This window comes from Microbispora siamensis, assembly GCF_016863095.1.
Taxonomy (GTDB): Bacteria; Actinomycetota; Actinomycetes; order Streptosporangiales; family Streptosporangiaceae; genus Microbispora; species Microbispora siamensis.
Map to the genome: position 1 here is coordinate 63,838 of NZ_BOOF01000018.1, position 24,970 is coordinate 88,807.

The 24,970-nt window shown below is 72.8% G+C and carries 18 protein-coding genes; 12 read left to right on the forward strand and 6 right to left on the reverse strand.

The features are described 5' to 3' along the window. Nucleotides 1-95: 95 nt before the first annotated feature. The 3 genes from Msi02_RS17485 to Msi02_RS17495 are packed head-to-tail and all read right to left on the reverse strand — an operon-like array spanning nt 96 to nt 3,540. On the reverse strand, nt 96-1,436 hold the full coding sequence (locus Msi02_RS17485) for an MFS transporter (RefSeq protein ID WP_204049338.1): 1,341 nt from the start codon (nt 1,434-1,436) through the stop codon (nt 96-98). Nucleotides 1,437-1,444: 8 nt separating this feature from the next. After that, nucleotides 1,445-2,341 (reverse strand): polysaccharide deacetylase family protein, encoded by an 897-nt coding sequence (locus Msi02_RS17490; RefSeq protein WP_204049339.1) that lies wholly within the window; start codon nt 2,339-2,341, stop codon nt 1,445-1,447. Continuing rightward, entirely contained in the window at nt 2,338-3,540 is a 1,203-nt protein-coding gene (locus Msi02_RS17495) for an ROK family transcriptional regulator (protein WP_204049340.1), read from the reverse strand. Before Msi02_RS17495 ends, Msi02_RS17490 begins: the two co-directional genes overlap by 4 nt. 123 nt (nt 3,541-3,663) lie before the next feature. On the opposite strand from Msi02_RS17495, the gene Msi02_RS17500 reads away from it, so the two are divergent. Continuing rightward, the gene (locus Msi02_RS17500; protein ID WP_239108477.1) at nt 3,664-4,758 is read left to right on the forward strand and encodes an ADP-ribosylglycohydrolase family protein; all 1,095 of its coding nucleotides are present in this window, start codon (nt 3,664-3,666) and stop codon (nt 4,756-4,758) included. Nucleotides 4,759-4,979: 221 nt separating this feature from the next. After that, nucleotides 4,980-6,800: a DUF2075 domain-containing protein gene (locus Msi02_RS17505; protein WP_239108478.1), complete on the forward strand. Its 1,821-nt coding sequence runs from the start codon at nt 4,980-4,982 to the stop codon at nt 6,798-6,800. Between the two features lie 86 nt (nt 6,801-6,886). Here the strand turns inward: Msi02_RS17505 and Msi02_RS17510 are convergent, their stop codons facing one another. Then, nucleotides 6,887-7,627, reverse strand: a complete 741-nt coding sequence (locus Msi02_RS17510; RefSeq protein WP_204049342.1) for a TetR/AcrR family transcriptional regulator — start codon at nt 7,625-7,627, stop codon at nt 6,887-6,889. A 102-nt stretch (nt 7,628-7,729) separates the two neighbouring features. On the opposite strand from Msi02_RS17510, the gene Msi02_RS17515 reads away from it, so the two are divergent. After that, on the forward strand, nt 7,730-8,449 hold the full coding sequence (locus Msi02_RS17515; protein ID WP_204049343.1) for a DUF2306 domain-containing protein: 720 nt from the start codon (nt 7,730-7,732) through the stop codon (nt 8,447-8,449). A 131-nt stretch (nt 8,450-8,580) separates the two neighbouring features. Here the strand turns inward: Msi02_RS17515 and Msi02_RS17520 are convergent, their stop codons facing one another. Beyond that, nucleotides 8,581-9,825, reverse strand: coding sequence for a serine hydrolase domain-containing protein (locus tag Msi02_RS17520; protein WP_204049344.1), 1,245 nt, complete (start codon nt 9,823-9,825; stop codon nt 8,581-8,583). Between the two features lie 469 nt (nt 9,826-10,294). Here Msi02_RS17520 and Msi02_RS17525 point away from each other — a divergent pair, with 469 nt between their 5' ends. Continuing rightward, entirely contained in the window at nt 10,295-12,112 is a 1,818-nt protein-coding gene (locus tag Msi02_RS17525; protein WP_204049345.1) for a CocE/NonD family hydrolase, read from the forward strand. 60 nt (nt 12,113-12,172) lie between these two features. On the opposite strand, the gene Msi02_RS17530 is transcribed toward Msi02_RS17525, so the two are convergent. Continuing rightward, nucleotides 12,173-15,022: a CHAT domain-containing protein gene (locus Msi02_RS17530; protein WP_204049346.1), complete on the reverse strand. Its 2,850-nt coding sequence runs from the start codon at nt 15,020-15,022 to the stop codon at nt 12,173-12,175. A gap of 184 nt (nt 15,023-15,206) precedes the next feature. Here Msi02_RS17530 and Msi02_RS17535 point away from each other — a divergent pair, with 184 nt between their 5' ends. The 8 genes from Msi02_RS17535 to Msi02_RS17570 all read left to right on the forward strand — a co-directional run bounded on the left by Msi02_RS17535 (nt 15,207) and on the right by Msi02_RS17570 (nt 24,836). Then, a complete protein-coding gene (locus Msi02_RS17535; RefSeq protein ID WP_204049347.1) occupies nt 15,207-16,463 on the forward strand; it encodes a S8/S53 family peptidase in 1,257 nt (418 codons plus the stop codon). A 6-nt stretch (nt 16,464-16,469) separates the two neighbouring features. Further along, nucleotides 16,470-17,030 (forward strand): RNA polymerase sigma factor, encoded by a 561-nt coding sequence (locus Msi02_RS17540; RefSeq protein ID WP_204049348.1) that lies wholly within the window; start codon nt 16,470-16,472, stop codon nt 17,028-17,030. Nucleotides 17,031-17,039: 9 nt separating this feature from the next. Then, complete coding sequence (locus Msi02_RS17545) at nt 17,040-17,540, forward strand: hypothetical protein (RefSeq protein ID WP_079313034.1); 501 nt, start codon at nt 17,040-17,042, stop codon at nt 17,538-17,540. A gap of 158 nt (nt 17,541-17,698) precedes the next feature. Continuing rightward, nucleotides 17,699-18,475 (forward strand): hypothetical protein, encoded by a 777-nt coding sequence (locus Msi02_RS17550; protein WP_204049349.1) that lies wholly within the window; start codon nt 17,699-17,701, stop codon nt 18,473-18,475. Between the two features lie 2 nt (nt 18,476-18,477). Continuing rightward, the gene (locus Msi02_RS17555) at nt 18,478-19,146 is read left to right on the forward strand and encodes a hypothetical protein (protein ID WP_204049350.1); all 669 of its coding nucleotides are present in this window, start codon (nt 18,478-18,480) and stop codon (nt 19,144-19,146) included. A gap of 5 nt (nt 19,147-19,151) precedes the next feature. Then, entirely contained in the window at nt 19,152-20,408 is a 1,257-nt protein-coding gene (locus tag Msi02_RS17560) for a hemopexin repeat-containing protein (protein ID WP_204049351.1), read from the forward strand. Nucleotides 20,409-20,439: 31 nt separating this feature from the next. Then, a complete protein-coding gene (locus Msi02_RS17565) occupies nt 20,440-22,527 on the forward strand; it encodes a hypothetical protein (protein WP_204049352.1) in 2,088 nt (695 codons plus the stop codon). Between the two features lie 5 nt (nt 22,528-22,532). Continuing rightward, nucleotides 22,533-24,836: a hypothetical protein gene (locus Msi02_RS17570; protein ID WP_204049353.1), complete on the forward strand. Its 2,304-nt coding sequence runs from the start codon at nt 22,533-22,535 to the stop codon at nt 24,834-24,836. The last annotated feature ends 134 nt before the right edge of the window (nt 24,837-24,970 follow it).

The window sequence follows — 24,970 nt, forward strand, 5'->3', positions numbered from 1 at the left end:
TCACAGTCTCCAAAGGCACAGTTAGCGTTAACACGGACACAGCGAATGCGCAAGGGAAACCGATCTTCCGGCGGTCACGGGGCTTCCCGCCGCTGCTACGCGCCGGGCCGCCCGTTCGCGACCGGCGCGGGGGCGCTCTCGTCGCGTGGGCGGGTGCCCGGGCGCAGCGGGTAGAGGAGGTAGCAGCCGAAGGCCAGCGCCAGCACGGCCAGGGGCACCACGCCCATCGTCAGCCGGACGCCCGTCACGACGGACTCCGGCTGGACCGCGGCCCCGCTGCGATAGCCCGATCGGGACAGCACGACGGTGATGACCACGGCCTGCAAAGACACCGCCCAGCGGACGATGAACCCGTTCATCCCGAAGTACATCCCCTCGCGGCGGGTGCCCGTCCTGTGCTCGTCGTCGTCGATGACCTCGGCGAGCAGGATCTCCAGGAGCACGAGCATGCCCGCGATGCCGACGCCGACCGCCGCCCCGGTGACCGCCGCGAGGGCGAGGTTCCCGACGAACAGGAACGGCACGAGCGCCGCGCCGTACACGACGATCGCGGCGAGGACGGCGCGGCGCGGCCCGATCCGGATGGTGACCCGGCTCCACACGTAGACCATCGGGATCGCGGTGACGAACACCGCGCCCAGGATGACGGTGTTGGCGGAGTCGGCCTCGCCCAGGGCGTACTTGGTGAAGAACGGGATCCCCGCCTGCAGCAGGGCGAAGGTCAGCTGCAGCAGGAAGCTGCCCGTGACGTACGTGACGAAGGCGCGGTTGGCGAGCGTGTAACGGAGCGCGGCGAGGAACCCGAAGCTCTCGCGCTCCGCGTGGGCCCGTTCGGCCGAGCCGCGCAGCGACAGCGCGAAGAAGGCCAGCGCCACGACGCCGAAGGACACACCCATGGCGGCCCATCCGATGGCGCCGTACAGCAGGGGCGCCGCGGCGACGCCGACGATCATGCCGACGATGGCGAACATCTGCCGCCACGACGCGGCGGCGGCCCGCTCGGCGATGGTGGTGAACATCTCGGGGAACAGCGCCACGTAGTTCAGCACCACGACGACGAACAGCACGTCGTAGACGAGGACCACGACCAGGAAGTACCAGAACCTCGCCGTCGCGCCGTCCACGAGCGGGATCCAGATCATGGTGAACGCGGCGGCCAGCGGCGCCATGCCGATCGCGATGTACGGCACCCGCCTGCCCCAGCGCGTGCGCGTCCGGTCGGACACGTGCCCCACGAACGGGTTGAGCACCGCGTTGACGATGCCGTGGATCACCATGGCGACGCCGATGAGCGACGGGTCGACGCCCAGGTGGTCGACGTAGTAGAAGGTGGCGAACGTCGCGAACGCCTGGCTGAGCAGATTGACCGACAGGTTGCCCGACCCGTAGGCCAGCACCTGGCCGCGCTTCAACGAGCCCGTCAATGAGCCCGTCACGGGGCCCGTCATCGGGCCCTCTGAAGGGTTCGCAGGTCGGACCAGCCGATGAGGCGGACGCCCTCCTCCGCGATGGCGCGGCGGACCTCCGGATCGGTGAACAGCCGCAGTTCCATGCCGCGTTTGGCGTGATGCGGCATGATCTGCCGGAGCTCGCCGGTGTCCTCGAACGGGTGGATGTAGATCTCGGTGACACCGGGGCGCAGCGCCCGGATCAGCGCGATCATGTCGCTTCTGACGCTCTCGTACGTCTCCCCCTCGGCCAGTTCGAAGGGCAGCGTCCACAGCCGGTCGAGGATCACCACGCCCGCCGCGTCCGCGGCCTCGGCCCTGGCCCGCGCGAACGGCTCCAGTTCCTCCGGCAGGCCCATGCCGTCGAGGGTCCGGGGCAGGCGGAACGGCAGGCCGTGCTCCGCGCACGCCTTGAAGACCACGTCGAGGAAGTCCCTGCCGGTGGCCAGGCCGTACAGGCTGCCCATGTGGTTGTCGGCGTGCGACGGGTCGAGGCCGAGGGCGACGGCCCTGCGGATCTGCGCGTCGATCTCCGCGCGGACCTCCTCGGGGTCGGCCCGCTCCTCCACTGTGCGGCAGTCGGCCGGGAAGTAGCCGGCGTCGTCCACGAGCGAGGACACCGCGCGGTCGCGGGTCACCGGTCCCCACCGGTATCCCTCCCACTCGCTGGTGAACGTCAGGTGGACGCCCACGTCGTAGCCGCCCGCGACAGCCGTACGGACCGCGTCGGGGGCCCACGGGCACGGCGTCATGACGGTCGCCGAGCTGATGGCGCGGGCGGCCAGCAGTGCGGTGATGCCCGTGTTGGCCGCCCGGCACATGCCGTAGTCGTCGGCGTTCACGATCAGCAGCCGGTCGTCCGGCCCGGCGCCGAGCCGTTGCGCGAGGTTCACGCGATGTCCCCTTCCTCGGACCCTGCCGGGTCCGTGTCGTACGGCCGCCCGCCCACGACGGCGGCGAAGGCGCGTTCGCGCGCCCGATGGCGGGCGAGCCAGGCCGCACCGCGCAGCACCGCGTCCCCGGGAACGCCGCTCGCGATGATCCTGATCGGGAGCGGCGCGGCGTCCCTGGCCAGGTGGCGGCGGATGCGGCCGAGCAGCAGGTCGGCGCTGGCGCCGAACGCGCCGCCGAGCACGAACAGCTCCGGCTCGATCACGAGGGCGATGGAGGCCGCGACGTGGGCGATCCTGCGGGCGGTCGCGTCGACGACGGCGAGCGCCCTCTCGTCGCCGCCCCTGGCGCTTTCGAAGATCTCGCGCGGCGACGGCCTGCCCTCGATGCCCGCCTGCCTGGCCTGTTCGGCGATGCGGCGGGCGCCGAGCACCTCCGTGCCGAGCTCGGTCGCGGGATGGGGCAGGAATCCGACCTCGCCAGCTCCTCCGGCGAAGCCCCGATGCAGACGGCCGCCGAGCACGATCCCGGCGCCGAGGCCGACCCCAAGGCCGAGCAGGACGAAGTCGGCGACGTCGGCGCACGCGCCGAACCGCTGCTCGGCGACGGCGGCGAGGTTGACGTCGTTCTCCAGCAGCAGGGGCACCGGCAGGTCGCGCTCGATCGCCTCGGCCAGGCCGCGGCCGCCCTGCGGCAGCCCGTAGGCCCGCCTGACGGTGCGGCCGTCGCGTGCCACGACCGCGGGGACTCCGACGACGGCCTGGCCGATGGCGCCGGTCTCGGTCCCGGCGCGTCCGGCGCACTCGGCGGCGAGCGCGGTCACCGCCGCCGCTGTGTCGGCCACCCTGCGGCGCGGCGCTTCGGTCTCCGCCTGGGCGAGCGTCTCCCCCACCGCGTCGACGAGGACGGCGCGGACGCGCAGGTGGCCGATGTCGACACCGAGCGCGAGCGCGCAGCGGGGAGCGACCCGGTAGAGGGTCGCGGCGGGCCCGCGACGGGTGGTGTCGGCGCCCGCCTCCTCGACGACCCCGCGTGCGACGAGCTCGCGCAGCGTCTGGGCGACGGTGGTCTTGGACAGGCCGGTGGCCCTGGTGATCTCCGGCCGGCCCAGCGGCCCCTCGCGGTCGACCACGTCGAGCACGGCGCGGGCGTTGATCGACCAGAGCAGGCCCTGCGGCCCGGCCAGGTAGTTCCCGCTCACGCTCACCTCGCGTCCGGCCCGAGTAGGTCGGAAAGTTTCCTACTCGAGGTGAGCCGTTTCTATCCGATCGGCGGCCCCACGACAAGACCGCTACGGTTCATTCGAGGCAGAAAGGGGACCATCGTGAGCAATGCCGGAACGGGCGAGATTCCGTTCGGGGCCCGGGTGCGCGGCTGCCTGCTCGGCGGGGCCGTAGGCGACGCCCTCGGCGCGCCCGTGGAGTTCGACTCGATCGCCGCCATCCGCCGCAACCATGGCGAGGCGGGCCTGACCGACCTCGCGCCCGACTGGCGCGGCAAGACCGGCCTGATCACCGACGACACCCAGATGACGCTGTTCACCGTCGAGGGGCTGATCCGCGCCGGCGTACGCGTCAGTGAGAGAGGCATCGGCGGCGGTGAGGTGCAGGTGGTCCGCCACGCCTACCTGCGCTGGCTCGACACGCAGGAGCACCGCGTGCCGCCGCCCGCGAACGACCTCGTCCGCACCGGTTGGCTGCGCGAGCAGACCTGGCTCTACTCCCGTCGCGCACCCGGCAACGCCTGTCTGTCCGGCCTGCGCGCCGACCTCGGCCCGCTCGCCGCCCCCGGCCTGCCCGGGCCGGTCAACCCCGGTTCCAAGGGCTGCGGCACCGTCATGCGCTCCGCGCCGTTCGGACTGGCCACCCACGACCCGCGGGCGGCCTTCACGCTCTCGGCCGACTGCGCCCAGATCACGCACGGACACCCCACCGGTTATCTGGCGGCCGGGGCCTTCGCCGCGCTGGTCTGTTTCCTGGCCCAGGGCGCGCCGCTCGCGAAGGCCGTACGCGACACTCTCGGCCTGCTCGCCGAACGGCCCGCGCACGAGGAGACCACCGCCGCGATCGAGGCGGCGGTCTCCCTGGCCGGCACGGCGGAGCCGTCGCCCGAGACGGTGGAGACGCTCGGCGGCGGGTGGGTCGCCGAGGAGGCGCTCGCCATCGCGGTCTACTGCGCGCTGGTGAGCGGCGACGACATCGAGCGGGCGCTGCTGCTCGCGGTCAACCACTCCGGCGACAGCGACTCCACCGGCTCCCTCTGCGGCAACCTGCTCGGCACCGTGCACGGCGACGCGGCCCTCCCCCGGCACTGGGTGTCCCGGCTGGAGGGCAGGGACACCGTCGTCGAACTCGCCGACGACCTCACCACCCAGTTCACCGGCGGCCGCGTCGACCGGGACAAGTACCCCGGCGGCTGACCGCAACGAATCCGAACCGCGTGAGACGCACGCTCCGCCGGGATCATGTCGGTGGATCGTTGTAATCTTCCGGACGTACTGGTGATGCGGCCCGACGGGCTTCCGTTCTCTCGTTCGAGAACGGACACGCCCCCATACCGCACGAGTCTTTCGTGCTGCCTGGGGGTAGGTCCGTGGCCGTTGTCCGGCATTCCGCGGAAGGTCTGCTTCAGCTCGCGTCCGTGCCGGAGAGGGTGCTGAGCGAGGTGATCGCCGAACAGCTTCGCATCACTCAGGGCGTCAACCCCGGCAGGAGCGAGCGAAGGTCCTGGGATCGCAGCCTGCCCGTGCTCGCCCGTGACCTCGTCGACGCCGGGCTCGGCGGCGTCGAGATGCTGCTGGAATACCAGTTACCGCTCACCAGCAAGCGGGCCGACGTGATCCTCGCCGGCGTGGACCGGCACAGCGGCGACGACGCATACGTCGTCGTGGAGCTCAAGCAGTGGAGCCACGCCGAGCTGTACGAGGACGACGCCGACCTCGTTCTCGTCCCCGGCATGGGCGACCACCCCAAACTTCACCCGGTCGTGCAGGTGCACGGCTACTGCGACTACCTCGCCGACTTCGTCGGCGCCCTGGAGGACCGCCGTCACGCCGTACGCGGCGTCGCCTACCTGCACAATGCGAACGACCTGGACATCCACGACCTCTACGACCGCGTGGACGACGAGCGGACCCGTCTGTTCAGCCAGAGCCGTCGCGGCCAGTTCATCGACTACCTTCGTGCGCAGTTCGCGCCCGAACCCGGTGCGCACGCCGCCGACAGGCTGCTGGCGTCGGCGATCCGGCCGTCCAAGCAACTGCTGAAGGTGGCCGCGGCCGAGATCAAGCATCGGGACCAGTTCGTCCTGCTGGACCAGCAGCGCCTGGCGTACGGGATCGTGCTGCACGCGGTGGAGAAGGCCAGGGCGTCCGACTCCAAGGAAGTCGTCATCGTCACCGGAGGTCCCGGCTCGGGCAAGAGCGTCATCGCCCTGTCGCTGCTCGGCGAACTCGCCGAGCGCGGCTATCCGGCACACCACGCCACCGGATCGCGGTCCTTCACCGAGACCATGCGCCGCCACGTGGCCAGGGGATCCACGCGCACGAAGGCGATGTTCAAGTACTTCAACAACTTCATGGCCGCCAAGCCCAACGACCTCGACGTGCTGATCTGCGACGAGGCCCACCGGATCCGCGAGACCTCGGCCAATCGCTTCACGAAGGCCGCCGACCGGACGGGGCGTTCCCAGCTCGACGAGCTGATGAGCGCCGCCCGTGTCCCCGTCTTCCTCCTGGACGAACACCAGGTGGTGCGGCCGGGCGAGACCGGGACCGTCGCCGACATCAGGGCGCACGCCCAGGCCCGCGGGCTGGCCGTACAGCAGGTGGACCTGGACGCCCAGTTCCGCTGCGGCGGCAGCCGCGCGTACGAGGAATGGGTGCTGCGACTGCTCGGCCTGAACGGTGAGGATCCCGAGCCGTGGACCGGCGACCCCCACTTCGAGGTCACGCTCGCCGACTCGCCGTACGAGTTGGAGGGGCTGCTGCGGGGGAAGCTGAACGACGGTTACTCGGCACGGATGACGGCCGGCTTCTGCTGGCGATGGAGCGACCCGGACGGCGACCGCCTCGTCTCCGACGTGCGGATCGACGGCTGGTTCAAGCCGTGGAACGTCAAGGGCGACCGCGCCGTCGGTGACGCCCCTCCCAGCGCGCTGTGGGCCACGATGCCGGGCGGCTTCGAGCAGGTCGGCTGCGTGTACACCGCCCAGGGCTTCGAGTACGACTGGAACGGCGTCGTCTTCGGCCCCGACCTAATCTATCGGGACGGCCGTCTGATCACGGTACGCGCCGCCAGCAAGGACCCCGCGCTGCTGAAGAAATCCGTCACGGACGAACAGGCCGACCGGCTGATCCGCAACACCTACAAGGTGCTGCTGACCCGCGGCATGATCGGCACGGCTGTCTACTCCGTCGACGCCAGGACGCAGGACTTCCTCGCCACCCTGCTTGATCGATAGGGTGGCCCGGCTCCGCTGCCGACCCACAGCCTGAGCGGCTGAAGGTCCGCGCCTCCTGCGGCGCCGCGCCGGCCGGTTGATCCGGCTCAGGCCCGGGCGGCGCGTTCGATCGCCACTCCCACCCCGTCGAGCAGGTGGTCCAGCCCGACGCGGAAGTCGTCGTCCGGACCGGGCCCCGCCTGGGGGGCGAACACTCCGGCCTCGACGGCGCGGGCCAGCGCCGGGAACCGGCCGGGGTCGGCGAACTCGGTGAGCAGTGCGGCGTACGCCCCGTCGGCCCCTTCCTCTGGTTCGGCGGTCACGGACGTCACGAGTTGGGCCGCGCCGCGCACGTAGTGCAGCACCAGCATGACCACCGAGAACCGGGCCCGCCAGTCCAGGGGTGTCCCGCCGAGAGTGCGCAGCGCGGCGTCCAGCCAGGCGAGCTGGCCGGGGTCCACCGGCGGAGAGCTCACCAGCTGCACGATCCACGGATGCCGCAGGTAGACGCCGAACAGCTCGACGGCCCACCGGGTGAGTGCGCCGCGCCAGTCGGCCGGCGCCGTGCCGAACTCCGGCGGGGGGCCGGGCGCGGCGTCCAGCATGAACAGCTGCAGGTCGTCCTTGCCCGTTACGTGCCGGTACAGCGACATGGGCGCGCAGCCGAGCCGTTCGGCGAGCCGGGCCATGGAAAGCGCGGCCAGGCCCTCCTCGTCGGCGAGGGCGATGGCCGCCGCCACGATCCGTTCCAGGCTGAGCGCGGGCGTGCGTCCCCGCCCCTTCGGCTTGGCCCGCCCCCACAGCACGTTCAGCGCGTGCGGCAGCTCGTCTGCGATGTCGTCCGGCATTCCAGGAAGCTTACCAGTTTGCGTATGGCCTACGCCTTGCGTATATGGTACGCATTAAGCGTATGGCATACGCATCTCTCCGACCGTCCCCCTGGAGCCGTCATGCACACGACGATCGACAGTCCTCCGCCGGTATCGGCCCGCCGGCGTCCGTGGTGGCGGCGCCGCTGGACGGTGCCGCTCGGCCTGGTCACGGCCGGGTTCCTCGCCTTCTCGCTGCCGCCGTACCTGACCGGGAACCCGTCGCTGTCCCGGGTGCCGCAACCGGAGGGGTTCGGCCTGCACTACCCGCTGCTCGTGGCGCACGTGCTGTTCGCCACGGTCGCCATGGTCACCGCGTTCTTCCAGGTGTGGCCGTGGTTCCGCCGGCGGCACCCGGCATGGCACCGGCGCGCGGGGCGGGTCTACGTGTTCGCCGGGGTGCTGCCGGCCGGGCTGACCGGCTTGGTCATCGGGGCGCGCACCCCGTTCGGGCCGTTCCTCGCGGTCAGCGACGTGCTCCTCGCCTTGCTGTGGCTCGCCTTCACCGTGAGCGGCTGGCGCGCTGCCCGCGCCCGCCGATACGCCGACCACCGGCGCTGGATGCTGCGCAGCGCCGTGCTGACCTACTCCATCATCACCAACCGGCTGTGGACCGGGATCCTGATCATCGCCCTGCCCCCGCTGCAGGACACCGTCTTCCACGGCGACCCCGACCTGATGGCGTGGACGATCTCCGGTCTGTCCGGCTGGCTCGGCTGGACGATCCCGCTGCTGGCCGTGGAGTGGTACCTGGAGCGCGAAGTGGCCCGCCGCGGCCGCCGCACCGCCCTCGCGACCTGATCCCGGAGGCCGATCCCGGAACGACCGCCCGCCCCGGAACCGCCGCCGCCGGTTCCGGGGTGTCCGCGCACCCCGATCTTCGCGCCGACGGCGATCGGCTCGGGGGCGTGCAGGGTCTGATCAGGCGAGGGTCACAGGCCGTAGGACGGGAACAGGTTCGTGGTCGGCCAGGAGGTGACGCTGTCTGCCGCCACGTGCAACGGGTAGTCGATGTCAGCGGTGTAGTTCTGGCCCAGGGCGTCGTTCCACTGATTGAAGAGCACGACCCAGCTCAGCCCGTCATACCGCCGGACCATGAGGGTGGAGGTGCCGGGGTACGCCCCGTCGTGCCAGGTGTTCAGGCCGCCGCTGACGGGGCGGACAGACCAGCCCATGCCGTAGTACGAGCCGCTCCAGTCGACGGCGGGCGGGGCGAACACCTGCGCGATCGTCGACGAGGTGAGCAGGCCGGGCGCGTCGAAGATCGTGGTGAACTTCGCCATGTCGACGGCCGAGGAGAGCCAGGCACCGTGCGCGGCCATGTTCTCGAGGTTGAACGTCCCGTACGGCATCGGCACCTGAGCCCCGGAGTTGTCCAGCACGGTCGTCCCGCTGTACTGCGAGTAGTAGGCGATCTCCGAGGGCCGCCGCAGGCTCTGCGCCGTGCGGCCCTGCGTCATGCGGGTGATCTTCACCGGGGCGAGCACGTTCTGCTGGACGTAGGTCGCGTACGGCAGGCCGGTGACCTTCTCGATGACCTTGCCGAGCAGCATGTAACCATAGTTCGAGTAGGCGTACCTGTCTCCGGGCTTGAAGTCGAGCTTGTACCTCGACGTGTAGTCCATGATGTTCGCCTGTGTCACCGGCAGCGGCACCTGGAGCCGGCTGCTGATATTGAAGTCCCACTGGTACATCGGGTCGAACGATACGGAGCGGTCCCAGCCGCCGAGGTGCTGCAGCAGGTGGAGCACGGTGACGTCACCGAGTCTGGAGTCGACGGCCGTGTTGAGCCCCAGCATCGGCGCCACCGTGGCCGACAGGCTGAGCCTGCCGTCCTGGACAAGCTTCATGATCGCGGTGGCCGTGACCGGCTTGCTCAGGCTGGCCAGGCGGAACAACGACGTCGGCTGGGCCAGGACCGGGCCCGACGTGGAGTTGTATCCCCGCGCGAGCACCAGCCTGCCCTGCCGCACCACGGCGAGCGAGGCGTACGAGATGCTCCGCGCCTCCATGAAGCTTTTCAGTAGGTCGTCGAAGGGCTGTAGCGACGGCGAACTCGAGCCGGTGACCGTCCAGGCGGGAGGAGTGTCGGCCGCGATCGCCGAGCGGGCGGGCGATGCGGCGGCTCCCACGACGGCGCCCGCGAGCAGGCGCAGAGAATCCCTGCGAGTCAGCATGAGTCGATCCCCGTTCTCCGGTCTGATGACGCTATGGACGACATCAAAGAGCGAAGATCCGGCTTTAGTGTGACATCCGCATTGAGCCCTTTTGATCGTGAGTAGCGGTCGCCCGCAGGTGAGGTCCAGGCCAGGCGGCCGTGATGCCGATGCCCGACCAGCAAGATGGGGATGAAAGGTTCACCGGCGGACCGGCCGCTCAGCCCGCCAGTGGCCGTTGGTGGTGTCCACGGCCTTCCAGCGGATCTCGCTCGCGTCGCACAGCGGGTTGCGAGCACCCCCATCGTCGTCTTGCGCGGCGAGCAGGACGACATCCTCGTAGGCACGGGGTGGTCCTCTGATACTGCATTCATCGAAGTGCGCAGAGCTGAATTTCCGACATCTGCAGGATGCGAGCCTGCGGTGGCACCCATAGCGTCGATGTGACGTCGGAGCCGGCGTCGACGCCCCCCACGATAGGAACCCCCACGTGCGTCACAAACGTACTGTCCCCGTGCTCGCCTCGGCGGCGCTCCTGTGCGGTGGCCTGGCACCCCTTGCCATGTCCGCCCCGGCACAGGCCGCCACGATCCCGTCACCGGGTCACGCCGTCTCCCACGAGGAGAACGTGCGGGTCCCCGCCGGAGCGCTGTGGACCGAGCAGTACTTCCCGTCCTCGGACGGCAGCGATGTCGAGCTGCACGCCGACGTCCTGAGACCCGCCCACCTGCCCTCGGATGCGAAGACGCCGGTCATCCTGTCCGTCGGCCCGTACTTCGGCCACATCGGGCAGACCGGCAACGACGGCTTCACGGGAACCGGCCCGTCCGCGCGCTTCAACGACCTCATCGAGGGCGCCGACCTCATGGCGCGCGGGTACACCGTCGTCATGGTCGACCTGCGCGGCTTCGGCGGCTCGACCGGCTGCCTCGACTGGGTCGGCCCCGGCGAGCAGGCCGACATCCGGGCCGCGGTCGACTGGGCGGCGAGTCAGCCGTGGTCGACCGGCAAGGTCGGGATGTACGGCAAGTCGTACGACGCGGTGACCGGCCTCGTGGGCGCGAACCAGGGCCGCCCGGGGCTCGCGGCCGTCGTCGCCTCGGAGCCGCTGTGGGACATGTACAACTACCTCTTCAGCAACGGTGTCCGGCGCCCGAACTACCTCGGCACCCCGCGGGCCTACAACGGCATCGCGAGCCTGCCCGGCATGAAGGACGACTCGGACCACTACAAGCAGAACGCCGACTACGAGAAGACCCACCCCGAGTGCCTCGCGAACAACCTCAAGGACACCCAGGACCCGGACCGCACCTCCGGCTACTGGAAGGCCCGTGACCTCGCCGCGATGGCGAAGGGATCGCAGGTGCCGCTCTTCGTCACGCAGGGCTTCATAGAGAACAACACCAAGCCCGAGGACATCCAGCGGTACCTGACGAACCACGCCGGCCCGACGCGAGGCTGGCTCGGGCAGTGGGAGCACGTCCGCGGCAACGAGACCGACAGCCAGGGCAGGCTCCTCATGGGCCGCGCCGGCTGGTTCGACGAGGTCATGCGCTTCTACGACCTGCACCTGAAGGGCGTCGCCCCGTCCGTCGAGGATCCGAACTTCCTCGTCGAGGGCAGCGACGGCGTGTGGCGCGCCCAGGACTCGTGGCCGGTGGCGAAGCGTGAGACGACGGTCCGCCTCCAGCCCGGCAGCTACGTCGACAACGGCCGCGCGCGGACCGCCGCGCCACAGACGGCCGAGGACGCCGGCGTGTGGGACATGGAGCACGCGCCTGACCTGCCCACGGGACCGCAGGACCAGGGCTACGGCCCGAAGCCGCGCACGACCGACGACGGCAAGGGCTTCTACTCGTGGTCCAAGCCGGTCAACAGCGATGTCCGGGTCACCGGCACGCCGCGCGTGTCCTTCACCGCGCAGGGCGAGGGCAACGTCCTGATCCGGATGTGGGACGTGGCCCCCGACGGGACGGCCGTGATGTTCGACGAGCAGATGTCGCTCGTCAGGACCGGCACGGTCGAGTTCGACCTCAAGTCGACGGAGTGGACCCTGGCGAAGGGCCACCAGCTCGTCGTCGGCATCGGCACCAACACGACCCGGTCGTGGTCGGACACCCCGTCGAACCAGACGATCACGGTCGGCTCGGCCTCGCTCTCGCTGGCGCTCGACAACGTCCGGTTCGACACCCCGGCGCAGGGCGACGTCTCGCCGTTCCTCGCCAGCTACCTCCGGTCGTACACCTCGGCGTGGACCGACACGGCCCCCGGCAGCTTCCCCCTGAACGTCCCGCAGGGGCAGGGCTGACCCGGACCTGAACGAGCTGCCGGCGGCGAGGCACGCGTCGGCGAGGCGACCACCGCCTCGTCAGCCGGCGCCGGCAGCGGCCCGATCACGGCCCGGATCGCGGCCGAAGACCGGGACGGCGCCGACGCCGATGCACACGAAGCCGGCCGCTGCGGCGGCCGTCCGCGGGTCGTCGCCCCGGACGGCCCGCTGGGCCTCGGCGAGGGCGGCGGCGGGCGTGCGCCCGGCGGCCAGCCGTTCGTGTAAGGCCACCATGACGGGGGTCGTCGCCGCGTCGGGGATCGGCAGCACCGAGGCGACGAGCTGGGACGTGCCGCGGGCGAGGAACGCCACGGCGAGGCCCATCAGCTCGTCGCCGGTGCGGACCACGGAACGACCGCTGTCGCAGGCCGCGAGCACCAGCGTGTGCGGCACCCGCGGTAGCCGTTCCACGTCGTAGGCCATCAGCGGCCCGTCGGCGAGGGCGATGCCGGAGAACAGCGGGTTCTCCGCCGACAGGTGGCCGTGCGCGGCGAGATGCGCGAGCCCGGCCCGCGACAGGGCGGCCGAGACCGCCTCGACCGACGCCGCGGCCCCGGCGAGCACGGTGCCGTCGTGGATCGCGCCGACCGCCGCCGCCTCGGGCCCGGCGGCCGGCAGCCGCGGCCCCGCCACCGCGACCACCCGTCCCCCGGCCGCGACGCCCGCGCGCCCCAGGGCCGCGCCGCCCCTGCCGTCACCGTCCGTTCCGTCCGCCGACGCGAGGCGGGTCCGGGCGAGGTGCCACAGTGTCGCGGACGGCGCGACGGTCACGGGCCGTCCCGCGCAGGACGGCAGGAGGGACCACGGCAGGCTGTGCAGCGGTCCGGTGGGCACCACGATGAGCGGGCGGTCGCCGATCTCGGCCAACGGCCCGAGCAGCAGGGCGTCGAGCCGGGCGGCCGCGGCGTCCAGCAGCGCGGCGGACGCGGCCAGCAGCTCGGGCCGGGCGTCCGGGCGCGCGCCGCGCCGCACGGCGAACGTCAGCCGCTCGATCAGGTCGGCCGCCTCGGCCGTCGCTCCGAGGCGCCGGACGCCCACGCGGCCGTCCACCACGGTGAGCACGTGCAGGTCGGCGCCCCGGCGCACGTACTCGACCAGCGCCCACGGACCGAGCGAGGCGGCGAGGTCCCGGGGCGTTACCGGGGCCGCGGGCGCGTCGCCGGGAGTGCCGGCGAGTCGGCGGCTGTGGTCGCGGATGCGCCGTTCCAGGTCCGCCTGCCGGGCGAGCAGCGGGGCGGGCGCCGCCGCCTGACCGGCCAGGTCCCTCGTGACGGAGCGCAGCCGGGCCAGCAGCGCGGTCAGCACCGGGTCGTCGGGCGGACGGACCGGCGCGGCCGGCAGACGGCTGGCCCGGGCGCGCTCCGACCACTCGAGGAGGCCGTCGGGGCGGCCGGCCTCGAAGGCCACCTCCAGTCCCAGCGCCACCAGGTCGGCCCGGTGCGCCGCCGCGTGTACCCGCAGGTCGGTGGCCCCCATCGCTGAGGCGTGCTCGTCCAGGACCCGCAGGCCTGTCCGTACGGCGGCGAGCACGCCGCGCGCGTCCCCCTCGGCACGCCGTTGAAGCGCCCGCGCGTACCAGCCGCGCGCCCGGACGAGCGCCGGTCCCCGGGACCGGGACGCCGCCGCGGCCCGGCTCAGGTAGCCGGCGGCCACGTCCGCCGTCCGGGAACGCCCCTCTGCGGCGGGCTCCGCCCCCGCCCGCGCGTCACCAGCGTCTCCGGAGCGGCCGGGCCCTTCTTCACCCCGCCGGACGCGGCGCTCGGCGGTCACCTGGGCGGCCACGATCGCGGCGTCCAGCGCCGCCGCGGGCCATCCCGCCGCGTCCAGGGTCGCGACCATGACGTCGATGACCGCCGCCGGGAGGCGCGGCCGGCGGCCGGCGGCGCGCTGGGCGGACAGGGCGGACAGCCGGGCCAGTTCCGCCCACTCCCGCCGCCCCTGGGCGCGGAAGCGGCGCAGCGCCGCACGGGCGTGGCCCAGCGCGGCGGCCGGATCGCCGGACAGGATCTCGGCCTGTGCGAGCAGCACCTGCACCTCGGGCACCTTGAGCGAGCGGCGCTCGCGGCGGTAGGCGTCCACCGCGCGGGCGGCGGCCGCCTTCGCCTCGGCCGTGAGCCCCACCGACAGCAGCAGCTCGGCCCGGTCCTGGTGCAGCGTGCCCAGCTGAGCGCCGTGCGCGCCGATGATGCGCTCGGCCCGGTCGAGGTGGCGCAGCGCGGCCGGTACGTCGCCCCGCAGCGTCTCCATGAGACCGAGGTTGTTGGCGATCAGGCCGATCGTCAGCGGGCGGCCGAGCTCGCGCGCCAGCGTCTCCGCCTCCAGCAGGTCGCGTTCGGCCGCGGAAAAGGCGTGCCGGTCGGAGTGGACGAGGGCCCGGTTGATCAGCATCCGCTGCACGCCGAGCAGGTCGGCGTGCCGGCGCAGCACCTGCAGCGCCACCTCGAACTCGGCGAGCGACTCGTCGAGGCGGCCGATCACGTGCAGCACGATCGCGCGCTGCGCGCGGGCGCGGGCGGCCGCCATGCCGGTCAGATCCGGCAGGGCGGCGTCGATCTCGCGCAGCGCGGCCTGCGGCCTGCCCCGTTGCAGGATCGCGAAGGCGAGCTTGTACCGCGCCTCGGCGGCCAGGTCGGCGCGGCCGGCCCGCACACCCCAGGCGGCGGCGCGGCTCAGGTGCCTGACGGCGTTGTCGAGCTCGCCCACGTGCAGGAGCGCGTGGCCCCAGGCGCGTTCGGCGGTGGACGCCGCCACGGCGTGGCCCGCACGGGCCGCGCGCCGGGCGGCCCTCTCGGCCGTCGGCAGGCCCGAGACGGGGTCGCGGTCGACCGCGGCCAGCGCCGCCTCGGCCTCGGCGAGCGGCTCATCCGCCGGCTCCGGCGACCCGTCCACGCGCGGCGGGCCGCCGGTGCCGCCGTCGGCGGGAACGGCGGGAGCGGGTGCTGGAGCGTTCCCGTGGGCCCTTGCGCCCGGCGGCGTTTCCTGCGTTGGATGTATCACGGCCAGGCCCTCGTGGCTCCGTCTGAGGAAGTTCGCGTTCCGGACAAGTCATGACCCCGGGAAGGACACTATCCAGATGCCAGTCGACGCGGGCACCACATCGCACCAACCGGACCAACTCATCGTCGACCTCCTGCACCTGGAGGTCGTCGAGCGCATGCTGAACGACTTCGGCGTCGTGCACGCCGCCCTCGCCCCCGACGACCGGGACGAGCTCCTCGGACTGGCCCGCCTGCGCGACCTCAAGGACGCCGACGACGATTCCGTCGAGGTCGGCGAGCTCCTCGCCCTGCTGCGGGAGAAGGCGGCCGCCGACCGCGGCGGCTGGGTGCCGACGATCGGCAAGAACCGGGTCGTGGACGCGGTCATCGGGGACGGCCACAAACCCATGTCCCTGCCGGACGGCGCGGTCCTGGCGAGCGGGCACAAGCCCATGCACCTGGTGAGCGGCGAGTTCTCCGCCCTCGGGCACAAGCCCATGTCCCTGGGCGAGTTCGACGTGCTGGGGCACAAGCCGATGGACGGCGGGCAGCCGGAGCCCGCCGGCCCCGCCGACGTGCCGCAGTCGCTCGCCGGCCACGAGGACGCCGGGCGCGGCGTGCGGGTCGGCGTCGTCGACACCCCGCTCGCGTCCACGGAACCGGGTACGGCGGAGCATCCGCTTCCGTACCGCTCGGGGCACTCCGCGTTCGTGCGCAGCCTCATCCAGCGGCAGGCGCCGGCCGCGGAGCTCTCCGTCGAGGGCGTCCTCGACCCCGGCACGGGCCGGGCCGACTCCTGGGACACGGCCCGGGCCATGCTGCGGCTGGCGGCCGCCTTCCGGCCGGACATCCTCAACCTCTCCCTCGGCTGCTTCACGCTGTCCGGGGGGCCGCCGCTGGTCATCGCCCGCGCGATCGAGCGGCTCGCCCCGCGGGTGCTGGTCGTGGCCGCCGCGGGCAACCACGGCGCGCTCCCCCACCTCAGCTCCGGACGCAGCCGGCGCTCGGCCTGCTGGCCGGCCGCCGTCCCGCCCGTCGTCGCGGTCGGCGCGTACGGCACGGTGGACGGGCACCCGGTCATGCCCGGCTGGAGCCCGGACCTCCCGTGGGTGGCGTGCCTGGCGCCCGGGGAGGGGGTCGTTGGCTCGTACCTCACGGGAGAGGTCGACATCGACGGCCGCCGCCAGACCTTCCAGGGCCACGCCCGGTGGAGCGGCACCTCCTTCTCGGCCGCCCTCGTCACCGGCGCGGTCGCCGCCCGCACGGTCCCGGGCTCGGTGACGCCCCGGCAGGCGCTGGACAAGCTCCTGGCCGAGGCCGCCGAGGTCCGGCCGTACCCGCTCGAGGGCTGACGGGTCATGCGCGACGATCCGGTCGTCGTCGACCTCGTGCTCCGGGCGCGCGAGGGCGACGCCGCGGCGTGGGACGCGATAGTCGAGCGGTACGCGCCGCTGGTCTGGGGGGTGTGCGGCCGATACCGCGTGACCGGCAGCGACGCGGACGACGTCGCCGGCGGCGTCTGGCTGCGGCTGGTGGAGCGCCTCGACACGCTGCACGAGCCGGCCGCCCTTCCCGGCTGGCTCGTCCGCACCACCCAGCGACAGTGCCTGCAGCTGCTGCGCGCCCGTAAGCGGCAGGTTCCGGTGGACGCCCCCGAGCCGGGCGCCCGCGGGGAGGAGGACGGCGTGGACGGCGAGATACTGGTGGCGGAGCGGCGGCACGCCCTGCGCACGGCCTTCGCCGAGCTGCCGGCCCGGTGCCGGGAGCTGCTGAGCATGCTGTTCGCCGAACCGCCGGCCTCCTACGCCGAGATCAGCGCCGCGCTCGGCGTCCCGGTGGGGGCGATCGGCCCCAGCCGCGGGCGCTGCCTGGATAGGCTGCGCAGGAGCCGGGCGCTGGCCGCTCTCCAGCCGGCCTAGGCGGTCGACGTGGACGGGGGCGACGGCGTGACGGACGCACCGAGCTGGTGGGACGACGACGACCGGCTGCTCGAGGAGCTGGGGCACGCGGTGCGCGAGGCCCGGGTGCCCGAGTCCTTCGTGCGTGCCGGGAAGGCGGCCTTCGCGTGGCGGACCGTGGACGCCGAGCTGGCCGAGCTGCAGCTCGACTCCCTGCTCCCGGCCCGGGAACCGGCGGGCCTGCGCGACGAGCCGCGGCCGGACGGCTCGGGGCCGCGCGTGCTGAGCTTCGCCGCCGGCGAGCTGTCCATCGAGGCCGAGATCCATCCCGACGCGGTGCGCGGGCAACTGGTGCCCGCGCAGTCCGGTGCGGTCCTCGTGCGCGACGACGACGGCCCCGTCCGGGAGGTCCCGGTCGACGAGGTCGGCTGGTTCGTGATCGAGCCGGTCCCGGCCCGGCGCTTCCGGCTGCACGTCCGCACGTCCGCCGGGGCCTCCGTCATCACCGGCTGGATCGACGCCCGGCCGTAGACGACCGCGCCCCGGCCGGATCGGCCCCGGCCGTAGACCGACCGCGGCCCGCCGGAAAATTCGCGGAGATTCGCTGTATCACCGGTCCCCCCGCGCCATCCGTCCTGCGACCGACCACCGCGTCAGCGGTGACGTACCGCACCGGAAGGACCAGGATCGTGAGCGATCCCGCACGCGCGATCAGCAAGGAAGACGCCTACGCCGAGCTGCTCGACCTGCAGTCGAGCGACGTGATCCGGCTGGAGGGGGAGGGCGGCCCGGACGGGGTGAGCCTGGACGGCTGGGACGGCGAGCAGCCCCAGGACGGCAACGTCGCCGGAGTCGTCGTCCGCTACCTGGCGTCGGGCACGGTGACGTTCGGGCAGCCCAGCCACCCGGCGGCGCCCGACCGGCTGGACCCCCGCAACGCCCTCGCCCTGGTGCGGCTGTGCCAGTGGCTGAAGGACACCTACAACGTCGTCGAGCTGTACCACCTCGGCATCTCCGGCGGCGGCGTCGACAGCCAGGGCCGCCCGCGCACCGACTGCCACGGCCAGGGCCGCGCGGTCGACTTCGTCGGCGTCAAGGCGGTCGCCGAGGACGGCGAGGAGTGGACGCTCACCGTCAACGACGACTGGGGGACCGTGTCGACCACCGCCACCCCCGGCGGGAACTGGCCGCCCGGGACCGGGTCCGACACGTCCTACCGGCTCGACGACGAGGAGGCCGACCCGTTCACGCGCGACTTCTGGCGCGCCGTGTACGAGTTCGTCGCCTCGGAGTGGCAGGACCGCACCGACGGCCCCGATGGGCTGGACACGCCCACGTCCATCGGCGAGCGCAGCTTCATCATGCACCCCGACCACCCGGCCACCGCCCCCGGGACGCCGCACGGCCGAGAGGCCCACAAGAACCACATCCACATGCAGATCGGCGTCACCGGAACGGCGGTCTGAGCATGCGCAACCTCACCTTCTGCGACATCCGGCTGCACCCCTCGACGGTGGACTCCGTCTTCGAGGAGGCCATGACCGGCGACGTCATGCCGGGCGCGGGCGACCTGCCGCACCCTCCCGGCACGCTGTTCACGCGCAGCCTGTACCGCGAGGCCGGCTACGGGTTCCCGCCGGCGTACCGCTGCGTGGTGAACTCGATCCTGGTGAGCGACACCGGGTTCTTCGGCATGCGCCCCCGGATCGCCCGGCTCGGCGCCGACACCAAGGAGCCGCGCTTCCGGCTCGTCGCGGGCGCGGCGCCGGACGACGAGACGGCGCTTGACGTGCTGCGGACGCAGGACGGCCACTCGCTGGTGATGGCCGCCGTCCACCTCCCGCTGCGGATGATCCAGGAGACCTTCGAGAAGGAGCTGGTGGCCGCGATCGAGGAGGAGGTCACCGTGCCGTCCCGGTTCAGCGCGGTGTCCGGCGCGATCTGGACCCGCGACGACGAGGCCGTCCACGGCCGGGTCGAGTACCTCGTCGCCGCGACGGGCGACTTCGCCGAGCTGCGGCTGCGGCCCCGGACGGTCGAGCGGATCGAGGCGGCCGGCGGCACGCTGGTCGAGTCGCGCGGGTTCCGCCACGTCGGCACGGTGTCGGGCGAGCCCGCGCCCCGGGCCGGGGGGTGACGGCCGTGGACAAGCTCTGCGGGTTCGTCGCCCCGTCCGGGGCGAAGGCGTACTTCTTCACCGGCGAGCGCTACATCCGGTACGACGTCGAGGCCGACGGCGCCGACGAGGGCTACCCGCTGGCGATCTCCGACCAGTGGCCCGGCCTGTTCGAGGCGGACATCGACGCCGCCCTGCCGTGGAGTGACGGCTCGGTCTTCTTCTTCCGCGGCGACCAGTGCCTGTCGTACGACCTCGAGAACGGGATCGTGCTGGACGGCCCGCGGCCGATCGCCGAGATGTGGCCCGGGCTGTTCGAGTCCGGCATCGACGCCGCGATCCTTTGGGGCAGCGGCAACGCCTACTTCTTCTCCGGAGAGGAGTACCAGGAGTTCGACGGCACAACCGGCCGGATCGACCCGGAGACCAAGTCGGTCGCCGACGACTGGCCTGGAGCGTTCCCGCGGATCGAGACGGCGCTGTGGTGGCCCAGCGGCAACCCGTACATCTTCTCCGGGAACGAGTACGCGAGGCTCGACCCGGACGACGGCTCCGTGGCCGAGGGCTTCCCCCGGCCCATCGAGGACTGGCCGGGGCTGCCGATCGGGTCGCTGGCCGAGGAGGTTCCCGAGCCTGCCGCACCGGGCGGGCCGACCGGCTCGGCGCGATCGGTCAGGGACTTCTTCCCCGAGTTCAGCGCCCCGCTGGAGGGCCGGCTCCCCTACCTGTACCAGGACGTCAAGGGCCTGGTCACCACGGGCGTCGGCAACCTCGTCGACTCCCCCGAGGAGGCGGCCGCCCTGCCGTTCGTGCACAAGGACACCGGGACGCCCGCCACCCGCGCGGAGATCGTGGCCGAGTGGCACCGGATCAAGGACGCGCCCGACCTCGCGAAGAAGGGCCACCTCGCGGCGAAGGCCATCCACACCCTGGAGCTGCCCGACGCCGCGATCGACGAGCTCGTCCGCGAGCGGTTCGACGTCAACGAGGCCCGGCTTTCGGCCTTCTTCCCCGGGTGGGCGGACTGGCCCGCCGACGCCCGGCTCGGGGCGCACAGCATCGCCTGGACAGGCTCGTTCTTCCCCACCCGCTGGCCGGGCTTCAACGCCGCCGCGAACGCCGGCCGGTGGGAGGACGCGGCGGCCCAGTCCCACCTGCGGGAGGACGGCAACCCCGGCCTCGCCCCACGGAACCGGGCGAACCTCCGGCTGTTCCGCAACGCGGCCGCCGTGGTCGCCCGCGGCCTCGACCGGTCCCTCATCTACTACCCCGCCGCCCTGTGAGCGGCCTTCCCACACAGTTCAGGAGCCAGCGATGGTGAACCCAGCAGGACCGATCATGGCCGGCGGCTTCGAGACCGTCACCCTCAACGACGCCGGCGTCGAATACTCCCTCGTCTTCCTCCCCGACAAGCACAACGACGAGCTCCAGGCTCAGGGGGCCAACCCCGTCTTCTACTGGCTGCCGGAGCGGATGCGCCTGGCGCGCAAGCCGAACGGCGACCTCAGGCTCAGCTTCCTGCATTTCCTCGGCGTGCAGGACGGCCAGACGAACCTCGGCGTGGCCCCCGGGCAGACCCGGGAGACCTCGGGCGGGGTGCTCAGCTTCGCGATGACCGGCGCGCCGCCCGAGGGCGTCCTGCAGGCCGCGCACAAGCAGATCCTGGAACGGATGCAGCAGGGCAGCCGGGACCGGTTCTGGCAGGTCAAGCCGGGCGTGGCCGGCCGGTCCACGATCGCCGACATCCGGCCGATCCCGATCAGGAGCTCCACGCTGCGCCTGATGATCACCGACCAGGACGGCACGCAGGGCGGCAACGCGGGCGACCCGTTCTTCGTCACCGCCCAGGGCGCCGGAACCGGCAGCCTGATCCCCACCGCCGAGCACCCGTTCGTCGTCAACCTCGGCACGTTCGCGGCGGCGCAGGTGGAGCAGGGACTGCTGGGCACCGAGGTGCCCATCGGGGTGACGGCCGACCTCACACTGCCGCTGTGGGCGCCGATCACGCGGCTGCACATGACCGCCGACTGGGAGCGGGTGTTCAGCCACTTCACGGCCCAGGCCAACGCCAGCTGGTGGTGGAGCTCGGGCGACCTCAAGGCCACCTGGAACACGCTGCGGATGAACGGCGACATCAAGGTCGAGCTGGAGATGGACCGGACCATTCCCGGCGCGGACAACAAGGAGGCGATGGTCACCAAGTACATCGACATGCTCGTGGCCATGTGGCTGGATCAGGCGAAGCAAGTGATCTTCCAGCCGATGCCGGAGGTCCAGGACCCGGGCCCGCCCAAGCCCGGCGGGCTGCTCAACCTCTTCGGCTGGGGCTTCGGCGCGGGGTTCAACCTCAACTTCCGCCACGATCGGGTGGAGATCGCCAACTCCTTCACGTTCGAGGTCGACGAGATGTACGCGCAGCCGAGCACGATGGGCGGCAACGTGGACGGCGTGGCCGACCTGCTGGCCGCCCACCCGGAGCTCAAGAGCCGCTACATGCGCACGCTGTACCTGGACAACTGGGAGCGCAAGATCACCACGGTCTGCCGGCCCGTCATCAAGTGGCCCGACCCGGACCACGGCGTGAGCGGCGACCCGGTGAAGTTCGCCAGCGTCCAGATCGGCTACCCGAGCGTGAACGGCGAGATCGCGTGGTCCGCCCACGACTTCCTGCCGCCGCCGCGCCCGCAGGAGGTCGACGCGACGACCGACGTGCACGGCGAGGGCGCCCCCGTCGGGGAGACCACCCCGCTCGCCCCCGCCTCCTCGCCGACCCTCGTCTACGCCAGCGGCGCGACCAGCGAGGTCTTCTTCGCCCGGCAGACCCAGAAGAAGGCGGAGGAGGTCGCCGGCGCGCCGGAGGGGTGGCGTCCGGACAAGGTGTTCGTCCGGCGCACCATCCAGTTCGACGAGGCGCCGTCCGCCCTCGACGACCGGTTCTCCCGGATCATCGTCGAGGCCAACGAGGTGGACCTCGACCCGGGCCCGTTCGGCACACTCACCGACAGCCTGAACGTCGCCGTGCGCGCCGACAACGCCGGCGCGCTCGTGCTCGCCCCGATCTCCATCAACCGGGACCTGACGGCGAGCAACCAGATCGTGGAGGTGCAGGTGCAGCCCAAGGGCGAGGGCCCCGACGGCGGCGAGCGCCCGATCGTGACGTTCACCTTCACCATGGCCGACACCGGGGAGAACTACAAGGAACGCCGGTTCGCCCTCTACACGGGACAGCCGGGACGGCCCCCGGCGTACCGGTACCGGGCGCGCGTGATCATCAAGGGCACGCTGTTCGAGGACGGGGACGAGTGGATCGGGCCCTGGACGGACGGCGAAGGCAGCGGCGACCTGTCCGTGCGGGTGCCGAAGAAGACCGCTCCCGGTGTCACCGTCGTGAGCCAGGACTGACCAGGATGAACACGCCAGGAGTCCCGGCCGACGAGCCGGGCCCCCGCGTCGGAGCGGCCGACCGGAGCGAGCCCCTGCTGCCGGACTCGCAGCTGGGCTCGCCCTGGTGGGCGCCCGCGCCGGAGCTCGTGCCCGCCTCCGAGGGCACGTTTCGGTTCCTGTTCCGCGTCACCGGTCACGACGACGAGGGATCACCCGTCCTCAGCGCGACGCTCACCGCCGTGCTGCGCTTCCCCTCGCCGCCCGCCGGAGCCCGGCCCGTCCCGTGGACGGACGTCAGCGTACGGCTGCGCATCCCGTTCGTGGACGCCGACACCGGCCGGCCGGCCTCCACCGAGCTCCCGGTCGACGTGGACCGGCGCGACGACGTCGTCCACTGCCGGGCCGAGATCAGCGGAGCCGTGGCCAGGGCCGCGTACGGCGCGCTGAGCACGCCGGGCTTCCAGCCGGACGACGGGGCGGGGATGATCGTCAGCACGAGCTTCGTCGGCGTGCAGGAGACGCTCGCCGCGTGGGCCACCTCGGTGGTGAACCACGACAGGCCAGGCACTCTCGAGGTCGTGCCGGTACGGGGATGGCCGTTCGAGGAGCCGCTGCGCGTGGAGCACCCGATCCCCGACGAGCATCCGAACTGGTCGGACGTGGTGACCACCGAGGTCCGCGTCCCCGGCGAGCTCACGATCGCCGGGCGGGGCGCCGTCCGGTTGACTCAGGTGTCGCCGCCGTTCACGGAGTCGGCGCTCACGGGCACCTCCGCGGCGGCGCCGGGCGCGGTGGAAGCGTCGCTCGCGGACTCGGCGGTGGCGGGGCCGGCCTTGCCGGCGGCGTCGCCGGCCGAGGCCCGGTTGGAGGCACAGGTGGAGGCGCCGGCGCAGGACCTCTCGGCCCCGCTGGCCCTCGCCCGGGTTCCGCTCCCCCTGCCGCGCGCCGGTCGGCGCCTGGTGCTCCGCGACGACCTCGGCGGGCGGCGGGGCGGGATCCTCACCGGGACCACGGGATCGGGCGGGCTCGACCCCGACGGGTTCGCCACGGACCCCCCGTCGTTCACCATCGACATGGGCGTGTCCGTGACCCGCTCGCACCGCCTGCCGCTGCTGGTGCCGTGCCGGGACAACCCAGGCCTGTACCGGCAGGACGTCGAGGGCGGAGAGCCTGTGATCGTCGGCTGCCAGGACGCCTTCCAGCTCGGCCGCGTCCCGGCCCGGCGGTTCGCGCCGGCTCCGCGCCTGGACCGCGACCACCGGTACTCGGTGTGGGAGTCGCTCCAGCAGCCGGCCACGTACCTCGTCGTGCCCACCCACTACCGGGTGGCCCGCGACGTGGCCGGCCGCCCCCAGCTGGAGTGGCTGCAGGTGTTCGACGCCACCGTGGACGCGGGCCTGCCGTGCCGGCTGCAGGCCCGGTGCGTGCCCGATCTGTCGGCGGCCGAGCTCACCGAGCTGGAGTGGCTGCTGCGCGCGGACGCCGGCGGGCGCGACGTCCGTGTGCTGCTCCCGACGTCCCCCTCGGTGGGGTCGACCGGGGTGTCGGTGCGGTCGAGCACATTGGAGGGCGGCCTGCGCGCCGTCCTGGACGACGACGCGATCCGTCTGGCGCTGCACGTGGACTACGACGACGCTGTCGTGGCGGTCACCCAGTTGCGCGGCGGCGACGCGGTCTCGCAGGTCGTCTTCGACACCGGCGACTCCTCCACCTCGATCGCGACCACCGTGCACCTGGACGTGGACGAGCTGGCCGGCCCGTACCCGGGCGGGCCGGTACGGGTCACCGCGACCGGGCTGCGCAACGACGCCGACACGGCGGCCACGGTGACGGCTCTCTGGGTGCGGCCGGCCGTCGGAGGATGGGAGCGTGTCCCGCTCGACCCGCCGGCGCGCGTGCCCGCCCACGGGGACGTCGCGCTGCCCGCCGCCGTCCGGGACGGGGCCGTCGTGCCGCAGGCGCTGCTCGACCCTGCGGACCCCGTCCAGCTGGTCGTCCGCAACGTCTACCTGGAGAACCTGCACACGGCCGTCCTGATCCGGCGGGACGTGGACCTGCGGGCCGCGGGCATCGCCGGCGTGGGGCTGGTCTTCGCGGTGTCCGGCATCGAGGTCGCGCGGGCCGTCCTCCCCGCGGACGCGCCCACGCTCGAGGTCACCCTGGTGCAACCGCTGGTCGCCGACCGCTCGACGTTCGACCGGAAGGTCGCCGTGTCCGTGACGCTCACGCGGGACGACGGCAGCGTACGGCCGGCGGCGTCCGGCCCGGTGGTCGTGGACCTCGCGGCCGGCGCGATCGTCCGGCTGTCCCGGCTCTTGGAGGTGTGACGCGGCGGCGGACGCGCGAGCCCTGGTCATGCGGCCAGGGCTCATCCGCGTTCGGCGGCCCTCGTTCCCGCGACCGTGGGCGGGATCGGGAAGCCGGACACATGTAAGAAGGAAGCCGCGACATGCCGAACCTC